13 protein-coding genes are annotated in these 14,674 nt (G+C 70.9%); 9 read left to right on the top strand and 4 right to left on the bottom strand.

The genetic code is table 11. The annotated features are described in order from the left end of the window. The first annotated feature begins 79 nt into the window (after positions 1-79). The 8 genes from AB0447_RS24175 to AB0447_RS24140 all read left to right on the top strand — a co-directional run bounded on the left by AB0447_RS24175 (position 80) and on the right by AB0447_RS24140 (position 9,264). On the top strand, positions 80-1,324 hold the full coding sequence (locus AB0447_RS24175) for an amidohydrolase (RefSeq protein ID WP_366478862.1): 1,245 nt from the start codon (positions 80-82) through the stop codon (positions 1,322-1,324). A 218-nt stretch (positions 1,325-1,542) separates the two neighbouring features. After that, positions 1,543-2,595, top strand: a complete 1,053-nt coding sequence (locus AB0447_RS24170; protein WP_366478808.1) for a BMP family ABC transporter substrate-binding protein — start codon at positions 1,543-1,545, stop codon at positions 2,593-2,595. A 238-nt stretch (positions 2,596-2,833) separates the two neighbouring features. Next, positions 2,834-4,465 (top strand): ABC transporter ATP-binding protein, encoded by a 1,632-nt coding sequence (locus tag AB0447_RS24165; RefSeq protein ID WP_366478861.1) that lies wholly within the window; start codon positions 2,834-2,836, stop codon positions 4,463-4,465. Continuing rightward, positions 4,462-5,577, top strand: coding sequence for an ABC transporter permease (locus AB0447_RS24160; RefSeq protein WP_366478807.1), 1,116 nt, complete (start codon positions 4,462-4,464; stop codon positions 5,575-5,577). The genes AB0447_RS24165 and AB0447_RS24160 overlap by 4 nt, the downstream gene beginning before the upstream one ends. Beyond that, the gene (locus tag AB0447_RS24155) at positions 5,574-6,842 is read left to right on the top strand and encodes an ABC transporter permease (RefSeq protein ID WP_366478806.1); all 1,269 of its coding nucleotides are present in this window, start codon (positions 5,574-5,576) and stop codon (positions 6,840-6,842) included. Before AB0447_RS24160 ends, AB0447_RS24155 begins: the two co-directional genes overlap by 4 nt. Beyond that, entirely contained in the window at positions 6,839-7,237 is a 399-nt protein-coding gene (locus tag AB0447_RS24150) for a cytidine deaminase (protein ID WP_366478805.1), read from the top strand. The genes AB0447_RS24155 and AB0447_RS24150 overlap by 4 nt, the downstream gene beginning before the upstream one ends. A 103-nt stretch (positions 7,238-7,340) precedes the next feature. After that, on the top strand, positions 7,341-8,618 hold the full coding sequence (locus AB0447_RS24145; protein ID WP_366478804.1) for a thymidine phosphorylase: 1,278 nt from the start codon (positions 7,341-7,343) through the stop codon (positions 8,616-8,618). A gap of 280 nt (positions 8,619-8,898) precedes the next feature. Further along, positions 8,899-9,264: a hypothetical protein gene (locus AB0447_RS24140; protein ID WP_366478803.1), complete on the top strand. Its 366-nt coding sequence runs from the start codon at positions 8,899-8,901 to the stop codon at positions 9,262-9,264. On the opposite strand, the gene AB0447_RS24135 is transcribed toward AB0447_RS24140, so the two are convergent. The 3 genes from AB0447_RS24135 to AB0447_RS24125 form a co-directional block, all read right to left on the bottom strand. Then, a complete protein-coding gene (locus AB0447_RS24135) occupies positions 9,178-10,164 on the bottom strand; it encodes a sigma-70 family RNA polymerase sigma factor (RefSeq protein ID WP_366478802.1) in 987 nt (328 codons plus the stop codon). The two genes, AB0447_RS24140 and AB0447_RS24135, sit on opposite strands and share 87 nt — an antisense overlap. A gap of 84 nt (positions 10,165-10,248) precedes the next feature. Further along, entirely contained in the window at positions 10,249-10,917 is a 669-nt protein-coding gene (locus tag AB0447_RS24130; RefSeq protein WP_366478860.1) for a L,D-transpeptidase family protein, read from the bottom strand. A gap of 189 nt (positions 10,918-11,106) precedes the next feature. Further along, positions 11,107-12,387, bottom strand: coding sequence for an MFS transporter (locus tag AB0447_RS24125; RefSeq protein WP_366478801.1), 1,281 nt, complete (start codon positions 12,385-12,387; stop codon positions 11,107-11,109). Between the two features lie 63 nt (positions 12,388-12,450). Here AB0447_RS24125 and AB0447_RS24120 point away from each other — a divergent pair, with 63 nt between their 5' ends. Beyond that, a complete protein-coding gene (locus tag AB0447_RS24120) occupies positions 12,451-13,413 on the top strand; it encodes a LysR family transcriptional regulator (RefSeq protein WP_366478858.1) in 963 nt (320 codons plus the stop codon). Here AB0447_RS24120 and AB0447_RS24115 read toward each other — a convergent pair. Further along, positions 13,397-14,542, bottom strand: a complete 1,146-nt coding sequence (locus AB0447_RS24115) for a helix-turn-helix transcriptional regulator (protein ID WP_366478800.1) — start codon at positions 14,540-14,542, stop codon at positions 13,397-13,399. The two genes, AB0447_RS24120 and AB0447_RS24115, sit on opposite strands and share 17 nt — an antisense overlap. Positions 14,543-14,674: the final 132 nt, after the last annotated feature.

Genomic DNA, 14,674 nt, shown 5'->3' with positions numbered 1-14,674 from the left:
CCCGATAGGGTTGAAGTTTTCCTGATCTCCGCCCAGTTGGCCGTTAGGTGCGCCTACCCTTCAACGGGTGAACCAGTTGATGTCCCGCGAGTCCCAGACCGCCCTGCCCGGAAAGCCCGCCCAGCCCGAGCTGCCCGGCAAGCTCCCGGAACACCTGCGAACCGAACTGATCGCGTTCCGCCGGGACTTGCACATGCACCCCGAGCTCGGTCACCAGGAGTTCCGGACCACCGCCGCGATCAAGGCCCGACTGGAGAAAGCCGGGCTCCGGCCACGGGTCCTCGCCTCCGGCACCGGCCTGATCTGTGACATCGGCACCTGGGACGGCGAACGCCCCATGCTGGCGCTCCGCGCGGACATCGACGCACTGCCCATTCCCGACGCCAAGACCAACGTCCCGTACCGCTCCACGGTCCCCGACCGCGCCCACGCCTGCGGGCACGACGTGCACACCGTCACCGTGCTCGGTGCCGGCCTGGTGCTGGCCGACCTGGACCGCAAGGGACTGCTGCCCCGGCCGGTCCGGCTGCTGTTCCAGCCCGCCGAGGAGGTGCTTCCGGGCGGCGCCACGGAGGCCGTCGCCTGCGGGGTGCTGGACGGCGTGGGGAGGATCATCGCGGTCCACTGCGACCCGCGGGTGGACGCCGGACGGATCGGTCTGCGGGCCGGCCCGATCACCTCGGCCTGCGACCGGCTGGAAGTCAGCCTGGACGGGGCCGGCGGGCACACCGCCCGCCCGCACCTGACCACCGATCTGGTGACCGCCGCCGCCCGGGTGGCCATCGACGTACCCGCCCTGCTGTCCCGCCGGATGGACGCCCGCGCCGGCATGTCCATCACCTGGGGCCGCATCGAGGCCGGGCACGCCTGCAACGTCATCCCGATGCACGCCGAACTGTCCGGAACCGTGCGCTGCCTGGACCTGAACGCCTGGCACGAGGCGCCGGACCAGATCCACGCGGCCATCGACGAGGTCGCCACGATGCACGGGGCCAAGTTCGAGATCAACCACGTGCGCGGGGTGCCGCCGGTGGTCAACGACCCGGTGATCACCGAACTGCTCCGGGAGGCCATGGCGGCCCGCTGCGGCGCCGAATCGGTGGAGGACACCGAGCAGAGCCTGGGCGGCGAGGACTTCTCCTGGTACCTGGAACACGTGCCGGGCGCCATGGCCCGCCTCGGGGTCCGCACTCCGGGGGACACCGCCAAGCGTGATCTGCACCGCGGGGACTTCGACGTGGACGAGTCCGCGATCGCCGTCGGAGTGGAGTTCTTCACCGCCGCCGCACTGCTCGACGGAAGGCGCGCCCGGCCGATCGGGTAGAGCTCTGTACAACATCGGCGCGTCCGATGCCGGACGTGTCCAGCCCTTGGTACACAAGGGTCGGGCATGTCCGGAGTTACTGATCGGTCACTGTCCGGTTCGCGACGATCCGATAACGACTCATGAACGGGCCCTTAACTGACATCTACGCGCGTTACGATCGCCGCGAAACCAGCGCCGGTCGTGGCGCTTCGGTCAGGTTTTGAAGGAGCCTCCCCTTGCGCCGGATCACCAGGATCGCAACCGTGGGCATTGCGTCCGCGGCCCTCGCTCTCTCCGCCACCGCATGTGGCGGGAAGAAGTCCGGGGACACCGGGTCCTCGGACTCGAAGGAAGCCACCGCTGCCATCGCGTACGACATCGGCGGCCGCGGCGACCAGTCGTTCAACGACGCCGCCTACGCGGGTCTTCAGATGGCCGAAAAGGACCTGAAGGTCAAGGGCAAGGAGGCCGAGCCCACCGAGGGTGAGTCCGAGGCCGACAAGGTCCAGCGCCTCACCGAGCTCGCGCGCAACGGCTCGAACCCGGTCATCGGTGTCGGTTTCGCCTACGCCCCGGCCATCAAGAAGGTCGCTCCGAAGTTCCCGAAGACCACCTTCGGCATCATCGACGACACCTCGGTCACCGGCCCGAACGTCGCCAACATGGTCTTCAACGAGGAGCAGGGCTCCTACCTGGCCGGCGTCGCCGCCGCCAAGGCGTCGAAGTCCGGCACGGTCGGCTTCATCGGCGGTGTCGAGGTTCCGCTGATCAAGAAGTTCGAGGCGGGCTTCGCGCAGGGCGTCAAGGACACCAACCCGAACGCCAAGGTCCTCACCAAGTACCTGACCCAGCCGCCGAACTTCGACGGTTTCGCCAAGCCCGACCTCGGCAAGGCCGCCGCTCAGGGCCAGCTGGACAACGGCGCCGACGTGATCTACGCGGCCGCCGGCCTGGCGGGCTCCGGTGCCATCGAGGCTGCCGCGACCAAGGGCGCCTGGGCGATCGGCGTCGACTCCGACCAGTACAACCAGGCTGGCCTGGCCAAGTACAAGGACAAGATCCTGACCTCGGTCACCAAGGACGTCTCCGACTCGGTCTTCAACCTGATCAAGTCGGTCCAGGACGGCAAGCCGCAGGTCGGTGAGGTCCGTTACGGCCTGGACAAGGACGGCGTCGGCCTGGCCGACTCCAACCCGGAGTACAAGAAGATGACGGAGCTGACCGCCGCCGTCGACAAGGCGAAGAAGGACATCATCGCCGGCACCATCAAGGTCAAGACCACTCCGTAAGGACGCGGTCGGCCGGGGTCCGGTGAGGCTGCGCTGAGCAGCCTCCCGGGCCCCCACCCGCATTTCCTGAACGACCTCGATCTTTTACCGTCCAAACTTTTCACTTCTGACAGTGCTACGCGCGTAGAGAGCCCGCGGACGCGATAGCGTCACCCCCCGCCCTGTCCCCCTGCCTTCGACTCCTTCCGGCCAAGGAGAGTGCGTCATCAACGCGTCCAGCCCGCCCCCCGCCGTAGAACTGCACGGCATTACCAAGCGCTTCCCCGGCGTCGTCGCCAACAAGGACATCGCGATCACCGTCCGCAAGGGCACCGTGCATGCCCTGATCGGTGAGAACGGTGCCGGCAAGTCGACCCTGATGAAGATCCTCTACGGCATGCAGAAGCCGGACGAGGGGACCATCGCCATCGACGGGGAGCAGGTCTCCTTCCACAGCCCCGGCGAGGCCATCGCCCGCGGTATCGGCATGGTGCACCAGCACTTCATGCTCGCCGACAACCTCACCGTCCTGGAGAACGTGGTTCTCGGCGGCGAGAAGCTGTACGGCATCGGTGCCAAGGCCCGCAAGAAGATCATGGAGATCTCGGACGCGTACGGCCTCGGCGTGCGTCCGGACGCACTGGTCGAGGACCTCGGCGTCGCCGACCGGCAGCGCGTGGAGATCCTCAAGGTCCTCTACCGCGGCGCCCGCATCCTCATCCTCGACGAGCCGACCGCCGTGCTCGTGCCGCAGGAGGTCGACGCGCTCTTCGACAACCTGCGCGAGCTCAAGGCCGAGGGTCTGACGGTCATCTTCATCTCGCACAAGCTGGGCGAGGTCCTGAAGGTCGCCGACGACATCACCGTCATCCGCCGCGGTACCACGGTCGGCACCGCCGACCCGAAGACGGCCACCACCAAGCAGCTCGCCGAGCTGATGGTCGGCGCCGAGCTGCCCTCCCCGGAGACCCGCGAGTCCACGGTCACCACCACCCCGATGCTGGAGGTCAAGGGCCTGACCCTGGCCGAGTCGGGCGTGCCGACCGCACCGCTGCCCATGGCCCCGCCGGAGGGCGCGACCGACGACTCGTACGTCCAGGAGCACGTGCCCGTCGGCCGTCTCCTGCTCGACGACATCAACTTCACCATCCACAAGGGTGAGGTCCTCGGCATCGCCGGCGTCGAGGGCAACGGCCAGACCGAGCTGATCGAAGCCCTGATGGGCATGAACACCCCCGACGCGGGCGTGATCGTGCTGGACGGTGCGGACATCACCAAGGCCCCGGTCCGCAAGCGCCGCGTCGACGGCATCGGCTACATCCCGGAGGACCGGCACCGGCACGGCCTGCTGCTGGAGTCCCCCCTCTGGGAGAACCGCATCCTCGGCCACGTCACCGAGGCGCCCAACTCCAAGCGCGGCATCCTCGACCCGAAGGCCGCCCGCAAGGACACCGAGCGCATCGTCCGCGAGTACGACGTGCGCACGCCCGGCATCGAGGTCACCGCGGCCTCCCTCTCCGGCGGCAACCAGCAGAAGCTGATCGTCGGCCGGGAGATGAGCCACAACCCCAAGTTCCTGATCGCCGCACACCCCACCCGTGGTGTGGACGTCGGCGCGCAGGCGCAGATCTGGGACGCGATCCGCGAGGCCCGCCGCGAGGGCCTGGCCGTGCTCCTGATCTCCGCCGACCTGGACGAGCTGATCGGCCTGTCCGACACGCTGCGCGTCATCTACCGCGGCCGCCTGGTCGCGGACGCCGACCCGGCGACCATCACCCCCGAAGAGCTGGGCACCGCCATGACGGGCGCGGCCTCCGGACACCTGGAAGTCACTGAGAACCCCGTTGGAGACGCCGGCGACGGCGATGCGACGGAGGACGAGGCCCGATGAAGAAATTCGACAAGGACCGGCTGATCCTCGGCTTCGCCGGGCCCGCGCTGGCCCTGGTCAGCGCATTCCTGCTGACCATGCTGGTGCTGGCCGCGACGGGTGTGAACCCGATCGAGCCACTGCGCCTGATGGTGGAGAACGCCGGCTACGAGGACATCCAGATCCTCATCCTGAACCAGGCCGGCACCTACTACCTGGCGGCGCTGGCGGTGGCCATCGGCTTCCGGATGAACCTCTTCAACATCGGTGTGGACGGCCAGTACCGGCTCGCCGCGATGGTCTCCGCCGTGGCCGGCGCCGCCATCGAGCTGCCCGGCCCGCTGCACATCCTGCTGATCGTGCTCGTCGCGATGCTGGTCGGCGCCTTCTGGTCCGGCATCGCCGGTGTCCTGAAGGCCAAGCGGGGAGTGAGCGAGGTCGTCTCCACGATCATGCTCAACGCCATCGCCACCAGCCTGATCGCCTGGCTGATCCTGCCGGACAACTTCGGCGTCCAGCCGGAGGGTTCCAACGACCTGACCACCGGCGACATCGCCCAGTCCGGCTGGTTCCCGGCCGTGGACATGGGTGACGGCCTGGAGATCTACGGCTTCACCTTCGTCGCGTTCGCGCTCGGCATCGTCTACTGGTTCGTGCTCAACCGCACCCGGTTCGGCTTCGACCTGCGCGCCACCGGCGCCAGCGAGTCCGCCGCCCAGGCCTCCGGTGTGGACGCCAAGAAGATGATCCTCACCTCGATGCTGATCTCGGGTGCCGTCGCGGGCCTGGCCGGCATGCCGGTGCTGCTCGGCGAGAGCCACACGTACAGCCTGAACTTCCCGGTCGGTGTCGGCTTCACCGGCATCACCATCGCGCTGCTCGGCCGCAACCACCCGGTCGGCATCTTCTTCTCCGCCCTGCTGATCGCGTTCATCGACAAGGCGTCCGCCGGCCTCGACACCGCCGGTTACGCCAAGGAGATCGGCACGATCATGAAGGGCCTGATCGTGATCGCGGTGGTCGTCTCCTACGAGCTCGTACGCCGCTACGGCATCCGCCGCCAGCAGCAGAAGGTCGGCGAGGAGCTGGCCGCGGGCCACGCCATCAAGACCGAGAAGGAGGTCGCGGCGTGAGCACCCACACCGCCTCCGCGACGGGCGCCGCGCCCAAGACGCCGGGCAACGGCCGCAAGAAGCTGACTCTCCCCTGGATCCTGCTGATCATCGCGGGCGGCCTCGCCCTGGTCTCGCTGGTCCGGGTCATCTCCGGCGCCGACGACCTGACCTCGGTCGGCCAGGTCTCCGGCGCGCTCCAGCTGGCCATCCCGATCGGCCTGGCCGGTCTCGGCGGCCTCTGGGCCGAGCGTGCCGGCGTGGTCAACATCGGCCTCGAAGGCATGATGATCCTCGGCACCTGGTTCGGTGCCTGGGCGGGCTACCAGTGGGGTCCGTGGACCGGTGTCCTGATGGGCATCGCCGGCGGCGCCATCGGCGGCCTGCTGCACGCGATCATCACGGTGACCTTCAACGTCAACCACATCGTCTCCGGTGTGGCCGTGAACATCCTGGCGCTGGGCTTCACCCAGTACCTGTCCAACTTCACCTTCGCCGAGGCCGAGGGCGGCTCCTCCAAGCAGTCCCCGCGCATCGAGCCGATCACCAACATCACGGTGCCGGGACTGTCCGACTGGATGGCCGACCTCCAGGGCAAGCACTGGTTCCTGATCTCGGACATCGCGGGTGTCGTCGGCGGCCTGGTCACCAACCTGTCGCTGCTGACCGTCCTGGTGCTGCTGCTGATCCCCGGCACCTGGTGGCTGCTGTGGCGGACCTCCTTCGGCCTGCGCCTGCGCTCCTGCGGTGAGAACCCGATCGCGGCGGAGTCGCTGGGCGTCAACGTCTACAAGTACAAGTACATCGCCGTGATCGTCTCCGGTGGTCTGGCCGGACTCGGCGGCGCCTTCCTGGCGATCGTCTCCACCGGCATCTACCAGGAGGGCCAGACCGGCGGCCGCGGCTACATCGGTCTCGCCGCGATGATCTTCGGTAACTGGATGCCGGGCGGCATGGCGCTGGGCGCGGGCCTCTTCGGCTTCACCGACAGCCTCAAGCTGCGCGGCGGTGCCGAGAACGTCCTCGCGATGGTGCTGCTGATCGCGATCCTGCTGGTGCTGTTCGCCGCCTGGCAGCTGTACCGGAAGCAGCACGTGAAGGCCGCCGTCTCGGGCGTCTTCGCGGCGATCCTCTTCCTCCTCTACGCGGTGACGGACGAGATCCCGAGCCAGTTCGTGGACGCGGCCCCGTACGTCACCACCCTGCTGGTGCTCGCGCTGTCCGCGCAGCGCCTGCGCATGCCGAAGGCGGACGGCATGCCGTACCGCAAGGGCCAGGGCAAGTGACGACGGCGACCACGCCCGACTGGGAGGCCCTGCGGGAGGCAGCCCGGGACGCCATGTCCCGGGCCTACGCCCCCTACTCGGGCTTTCCGGTCGGGGTCGCCGCGCTGGTCGACGACGGCCGGGTGGTGACCGGCTGCAACGTGGAGAACGCCAGCTACGGGCTCGGGCTGTGCGCCGAGTGCGGTCTGATCTCCGCCCTGCAGCTGTCCGGCGGCGGCCGGCTGACCCACTTCACCTGCGTGGACGGCAAGGGCGACATCCTCGTCCCCTGCGGGCGCTGCCGGCAGCTGCTGTTCGAGTTCGGCGGGCCGGGGCTCCTGGTCGAGACGCCGGAGGGCATCCTGCCGCTCTCGGCGATGCTGCCGCAGGCCTTCGGCCCCGATCACCTGCGCTAGTCAGGCACGCGGCCCCCGCATACGCTGCGGGGGCCGCCGCCATTTCCCCCCTCAACGCGCGTAGAGTCGCGCAACGTACCGAATTTTGTCGGAAGGAAATGCCATGGACGTCATCTCCGTCATCCGCACCAAGCGTGACCGCGGCGAACTGAGCCCCGAGCAGATCGACTGGGTCATCGACGCGTACACGCGCGGTGTCGTCGCCGACGAGCAGATGTCCGCGCTGGCGATGGCCATCCTGCTGAACGGGATGAACCGGGCCGAGATCGCCCGCTGGACCGCCGCGATGATCGCCTCCGGCGAGCGCATGGACTTCTCGTCGCTGTCCCGCCCCACCGCCGACAAGCACTCCACCGGCGGCGTAGGCGACAAGATCACCCTGCCGCTGGCCCCGCTGGTCGCGGCCTGCGGTGCGGCCGTGCCGCAGCTGTCCGGCCGGGGGCTCGGCCACACCGGCGGCACCCTGGACAAGCTGGAGTCCATTCCGGGCTGGCGCGCACTCCTCTCCAACGAGGAGATGCTGAACGTCCTGGACACCACCGGCGCGGTGATCTGCGCGGCGGGCGACGGCCTCGCCCCGGCCGACAAGAAGCTGTACGCGCTCCGCGACGTCACCGGCACCGTGGAGGCGATCCCGCTCATCGCCTCCTCGATCATGTCGAAGAAGATCGCCGAGGGCACCGGCTCGCTGGTCCTGGACGTGAAGGTCGGCTCCGGCGCCTTCATGAAGAACATCGAGGACGCGCGCGAGCTGGCCCGCACCATGGTCGGCCTGGGCACCGACTCGGGCGTCAAGACGGTCGCCCTGCTCACCGACATGTCCACCCCGCTCGGCCTCACCGCGGGCAACGCGCTGGAGGTCCGCGAGTCCGTGGAGGTCCTGGCGGGCGGCGGTCCGGCGGACGTCGTGGAGCTCACCCTGGCCCTGGCCCGGGAGATGCTCGACGCGGCCGGCGTCAAGGACGCGGACCCGGCGAAGGCGCTGGCCGACGGGTCGGCGATGGACGTGTGGCGCCGCATGATCGCCGCGCAGGGAGGCGACCCGGACGCGAAGCTGCCGGTGGCCCGCGAGCAGCACGTGGTCACCGCCCCGGCCTCGGGCGTGCTGACCCGGCTGGACGCGTACGCGGTGGGCGTCGGCGCCTGGCGCCTCGGCGCCGGCCGGGCCCGCAAGGAGGACCCGGTGCAGGCGGGCGCGGGCATCGAGCTGCACGCGAAGCCGGGCGACACGGTGACCGCGGGCCAGCCGCTGCTGACCCTGCACACGGACACCCCGGAGAAGTTCGAGTACGCGCTGGCCTCTCTGGAGGGCGCCTTCGACGTGGCCCCGGCGGGCACCCCGTTCTCGGCTTCCCCGATCGTCCTGGACCGCATCGCCTAGCAGCGGGCTTCCCCCCGGCGGGGCTGGGGCTGCCCTGCGGGGTTTTTCCCCTCCCCGCCCCTTCCCGAACTGGGGCTCCGCCCCAGACCCCGCGCCTCAAACGCCGGCGGGGCTGGGGAGGTACACGCCGCGCGGCGTTTGAGCGCACCCGGCGCGGAGCGCCGGACGGGGGGCCTGGGGGCTTGCCCCCAGTTCGGGAAGGGGCGGGGAGGGGGAAGGCTCCGCGCGGCGGGACCCGGTCCTACCGATGAGTTCCGGGCCGCCCGGGGGTCATCCTCCCGTGGAGACGAGAACCCTGGCCCTCGACGGCCCCGAGCCGGACATCGCCGACCTGAGCGCACGCGTGCGCGCGCTCTGCCGGGACGGCCCCGGCGAGCTGGTCTGCGATGCGCGGGCCGTCACCGAGCCCACCCTTGCGACGGTGGACGCGCTGGCTCGCGCCGCGCTCACCGCCCGCCGCCACGGCACCCCCTTCCGGGTGCTGGCCGACGGGCGGCTGCGCGCCCTGCTCACCCTGGCCGGACTGACCGGACTGACCGGACTGACCGGCCCCGCCGGGCTAGGCGAGCCGCTCCGGGAGTCCGAACAGCGGGAACCACCGGGCCGTGTCCAGGAAGGCGTTCAGGCCGACGATCCGGCCGTCTGATATCTCCAGCACCTGGAGCGCCCACGGCGTGTGCCCGGAGCCGTCCTCCGCGAGCCGGTACTGCCCGAAGGCGGGCAGGCCGTTCGCCGTGGTCGGAACGAGGCGCGAGCCCTTGCAGCCGATGCCCTGGTTGAGGTGCCAGGCCGCGATGTCCGCCTGCCCCTGGAGCCACAGGTCGAACGGCGGCATCGACAGCACCGCGTCCTCGTGCAGCAGCGCGGTCAGCGAGGAGATGTCGTACGTCTCGAAGGCCGTCAGGTAGCGCTTCAGCAGCTCGGCCTGGTCCGCGTCCAGCGGGTCGGCCGGGCTGCTGTCCCGCGGCGGGTGCGCGGCCATCGTGGCCCGCGCCCGCTGGAGCGCGCTGTTCACCGACGCCACCGTGGTGTCCAGCAGCTCCGCGACCTCGTCCGCCTTCCAGGCCAGCACCTCCCGCAGGATGAGCACGGCCCGCTGCTTCGCCGGCAGGTGCTGAAGCGCCGCCACGAACGCCAGCCGGACGGACTCCTTGGCGAGGGCCATCTCCGCCGGGTCGGCGGTCTGCGGCAGTACCCGCCCGTCCGGCACCGGCTCCAGCCAGGTCACCTCGGGCCGCTGGTTGAGCACGGCGGAGGCCTGCGCCTGCGGGGCGGTGAGGTCCATCGGGCGGGCCCGCTTGTTCCCGGCGTTCAGCAGGTCCAGGCAGACGTTGGTGGCGATCCGGTACAGCCAGGAGCGCAGCGAGGCGCGGCCCTCGAACTTGTCGTAGCTGCGCCACGCGCGGATGTACGTGTCCTGGACCGCGTCCTCCGCGTCGAAGGAGGAGCCGAGCATCCGGTAGCAGTAGCCGGTCAGCTCGGTCCGGTAGCGGTCCAGCGCGGAGTCCAGCTCCGGCCGCGCTGTGAGTTCGCCGAGGTCACTCATCCGTCGTCCCCCAGGTAGTTCCCGATACCTCGGAAACTACCGGAGGGCACTGACAACGGCAGCCGGAACGCGTTTCTGCCCCGATCAGGTACCGGGCTTGCGGCCGTAGACGTACACGTCCTCGCCCTTGGCGAGCAGGTTCCAGTACGCCTTGGCGTCGCCGGACCGCATGTTCACACAGCCCCCCGACCCGGGCGGGTTCCACATGCTCTTGGTCGTGGAGTGGAAGGCGATGCCGCCGTCGAAGAACTGCGAGTACGGCATCGACACGTTGTAGATCGTCGACCAGTGGTTGATGGAACGGTAGTAGATCTTCTTCAGGCCGGTCCGGGTCTCCGTACCGTCCTTGCCGGTGCGTACCGGTACCGGCCCGTAGACGAGCTTGCCGCCGTCCTGGATCCAGCTGAGCTGCCGGGTCAGGTCGACGCAGGCGATCCGGCCCCGGTTGACGGGGCAGTTCCCGGCCTTGTTCGGGTTGGAGCCGGCCGCCCGCTGGGCGAGCATCGTGCTCATCGTCCGCCAGGTCAGCGGCCCCGCGTAACCCTGGGTCGGGGTGATGCCGTGGGTGGCCTGGAAGGCCTTGATGGCCTTGCAGTCGGCCGCCGACTGCCGGCCGTCCACCGGCCGTCCCAGGAACTGCTCCACCTGCCGCTGGTACGGCCCGGTGCTGAGGTTGCAGGAGGCGGCCTGGGCGGTGCCGCCGCCCCCGATGACCACCAGCGGCGCGGCCAGGGCCAGCGCCCCGCCGGTCACCGCGATGCGCCTGCGCGCCGTGCGTATCCGCGTCGACTTCGTCTTCGCGCTCGTCCTCGTGTCCGCGTTCGTCAAGTCGGCCTCCCGAACTCCGTTGTTCGCCGTCGGCCGGTGGACGCGCGGCGGCCCGGGCGCGGTTGCGCCCGGGCCGCCGTAAACCGTCTGGTACGGATGGAGGATCCGCCCGCCCTACGCGGAGGCGAGCCGCCGCTCCGCCCGCGCCACCCCGGAGCCGTACAGGGTGATCGTGACGACGCCCAGCACGGCTGCCAGGGCCAGCGCGGCCGTGGCCGGCCAGCCGCCGGAGTGGTAGGCCAGCGCGCCCAGCGTGCCGCCCGCGCTCGACCCGAGGTAGTACGCGGACTGGTAGAGCGCCGATGCCTGTGCGCGGCCGGTCTTCGCGGTGCGGCTCACCGAGGAGGAGGCCACCGCGTGCCCGGCGAAGAAGCCGGCGGTGATCAGGACCAGGCCGAGCAGGATCGCGCCGAGCGAGTCCGACAGGGAGGCGAGAAGTCCGAGCGCGGTGGTGGTGACGGCGAGGTAGAGGGCGCCGCGCCGGCCGAGCCGGGCCACCAACTGCCCGGCCGCCGCCGAGGCCGCCGTACCCACCAGGTAGATCAGGAAGACCGAGCCGACCACACCCTGGCCCAGCGAGAAGGGCTCCTCGACCAGCCGGTAGCCGATCACCGTGTAGACCGCGCCGAAGACCGTCATGAACAGGGCGCCGATCCCGTACAGCCGGAGCAGCAGCGGGTCCCGCAGGTGCCCGGCGACGGTCGAGCCCACCGCCCGCGGGTTCAGCGAGGCGGGACGGAAGAACCGGGCCCGGGGCAGCAGTGCCAGGAACACCAGCGCGCAGGCCAGCGACATCAGGCCGACGGCCAGCAGGCCGGCCCGCCATCCCCACAGCTGGGCCGCCCAGCCGGTGACCACGCGGCCGCTCATGCCGCCGATGGAGTTGCCCGCCACGAACAGTCCGATGGCGGAGACCAGCGCCTTCGGCTGCACCTCCTCGGCGAGGTAGGCCATCGCGGAGGCCGGGATGCCGGCGATCGCCGCGCCCTGCACCGCGCGCAGCGCGATCAGCCACTCCAGGCTGGGCGCGAACGGCACCAGCAGGCCGACCGCCACGGCCACCGCCATCGAGCAGGTCATCATCCGGGTCCGGCCGAACCGCTCGGACAGGGCGCTCAGCGGCAGTACGAACAGCGCGAGCGCGCCGGTCGCCGCCGACACCGTCCAGCTGGCCTGATCCACCGTCACGCCGAAGCCGGCGGAGACCGCGGGCAGCAGGGCCTGAGTGGAGTAGAGGAGGGCGAAGGTCGCCAGTCCGGCGGCGAAGAGCGCGAAGCTCATACGGCGGTAGCCGGGGCCGCCGGGGGAGAGGGGCTCGTGGGTCTCGGAGGTCTCGGGGAACGACGGCGTGGAGGCGGCCACGGTGGTGGCCGCCCCGGTATGAGCGGGAGGCATACCTGCGACGGTAGGCCTCCTCCTTTCATGCGTCCAATGCGTAGAATCTTCGGAATCAATCCGCTGGTGCATCAGCACAGCTCACAGAGGTGCCTGTCAATGAGCCGTTACGAAGAAGACATCGCCGTGACAAGTCTGCTGGCTCCGCGGCTGACCTACTTCGTCACGGTCGCCCGGCACGAGCACGTCACCCGGGCCGCCCACGAGCTGGGCATTCCACAGTCCACCCTGTCCCGGGCCATCGTCCGGCTCGAACAGGACCTGGGCGTCGCGCTGTTCGCCCGGATCGGCCGGACCGTCTCACTCACCACGGCGGGCCGCACCTTCCTCGCCTCCGCCGAGCGGGCGCTCGGCGAGATCGCCCGCGCCGCCGACTCCGTACAGCAGGACGCCGATCCGGCCTCCGGCAAGGTCGCCTTCGGCTTCCTCCACACCATGGGGTCGGAGACCGTTCCCGGACTGATCCGCGGCTTCCGGGTGGACCACCCCAACGTCCGCTTCTCCCTCGTCCAGAACTACGGCGAGGCCATGCTGGAGCGGTTGCGCGCCGGGGAGCTGGACCTGTGCCTGACCTCGCCGGTGCCGGACGCTCCCGATCTGGTCACCCGCCGCCTCGACGAGCAGCGGCTGCGGCTGGTGGTGCCGGACGACCACCGCCTCGCGGGCCGCAAGCGGATCCGGCTGGCGGAGGCCGCGGACGAAACCTTCGTCACCCTCGAACCCGGCTACGGGCTCCGCCGGATCACCGACGACCTGTGCGCCGAGGCCGGGTTCACGCCCCGGGTGGCCTTCGAGGGCGAGGAGGCCGAGACCCTGCGCGGCCTGGTCGCGGCCGGGTTGGGCGTGGCCCTGCTGCCACCGCCCGCCGTGGCCCGGCCGGGCGTGGTCGAACTGACCGTCACCGCGCCGCGCGCGGTCCGCGAGATCGGCGTCGCCTGGCTCGACGGGCACCCGGACACCCCGCCGGTGGCCGCGTTCAAGCGCTTCCTGCTGTCCCGCCGGGGGCGGCTCATCCCGGAGCTTTGACGGGGGGCGGTTCCGGCGGCGGCGCCTTGGGCGAGGGCGGGTGCGCCGGCGCGGGTGTGGATGTGGGTGCAGGTGCGGGCGTGGTCACCGGGGCGGCCGCGGCGGCGGCGGCTGCGGCTGCGGCTGCGGTGGTGGTGGCCGTGGCGGCTGCGGCTGCGGCTGCGGTGGCGATCGCATACCCCGCCTGGAAGCGGGACTTGGCGCCCACCGCCCGCATGACCTCGGCGATGTGCCGCTGACAGGTCCGCTCCGACATGCCCAGCCGCCGGGCGATCACCTTGTCCTCCAGCCCCTCCGCGAGCATCCGCACGATCGTCTGCCGCAACTCGTCCGAGAGGGAGCGCGCCTGGTCCGGGCCGGTGGTCGTGGCGAACGGCTCCGCCGCCAGCCAGGACCGCTCGAACGCCTCCGCCATGAAGTGCACGACATTCGGCTCGCGCACCACCAGCGCCCCGCCGCTGACGCCCCGCACCGTCATCAGCCCCGTGCACCGGTCGAAGACCAGCATCCGCATCAGCCCGTCCCCCAGCGTCCGCACCTGCGCTCCGAGCGCGGTCACCCGCTCCACATAGGCCGCGGTCGGCCGCGAGTAGCGGGCCGTGTGCTGATAGATCGTCCGCATCCTTACGCCGCGCGCCAGCAGCGACTCGTCCCGGCCGATCGCTTCCTCCAGGGTCTCCTGCGGCCGGCCCCCGCCCGGCTGCGAGGTCAGCAGCTCCTCCTCGCAGGAGGCCACCAGCTCGGCGATCAGCCCCCGTACGGCGCCCAGGTCGGTCACCACCTCCAGCCCGTCCGAGGCGGCCCGGTCGCGCTGGGCCGCCCCCGCCTCGTAGGCGGGGAGCAGCGCCTCCAGCCGCTCCCGCAGCCGGTCCATCTCGTCGTGGGTCTCCCGGACCCGCAGGGCCAGCGGCGCCAGGGCGCGGGCCACGGCGGCCCGGGGCGCCACCGCCGTCCACCGGTCGGGGCCGCCGTCCGGGGCCCGCTGCAGCAGGTGCGCCGCCGCCAGCTCGGTGATCGCGGCGGCGGCGCGGGCGCCGAGCGCCTCGGTGGCGTCCCGGGCGGCGAAGGCGTGCCGCTCGACGGCGTACGCGTACAGCCGCCGGGCGGCGGGGCTCAGTTCTCCGTTCACGTGGTCCTCGGCGGGCATATGCCTATTCGTCCCTTCATGCACCTGTTCATAAACCCCTCGTGTTCCCGCAAGGCGGCAACACGTCGCCCGTCCGGCGGCCGTACGCATATGCCAGACCGGCACAGTGGGACC

This window comes from Streptomyces sp. NPDC051211, assembly GCF_040689505.1.
Classification (GTDB): Bacteria; Actinomycetota; Actinomycetes; order Streptomycetales; family Streptomycetaceae; genus Streptomyces.
Note: the sequence above shows the minus strand (reverse complement) of the source record. Positions and strands in the feature narration are given on the sequence as shown.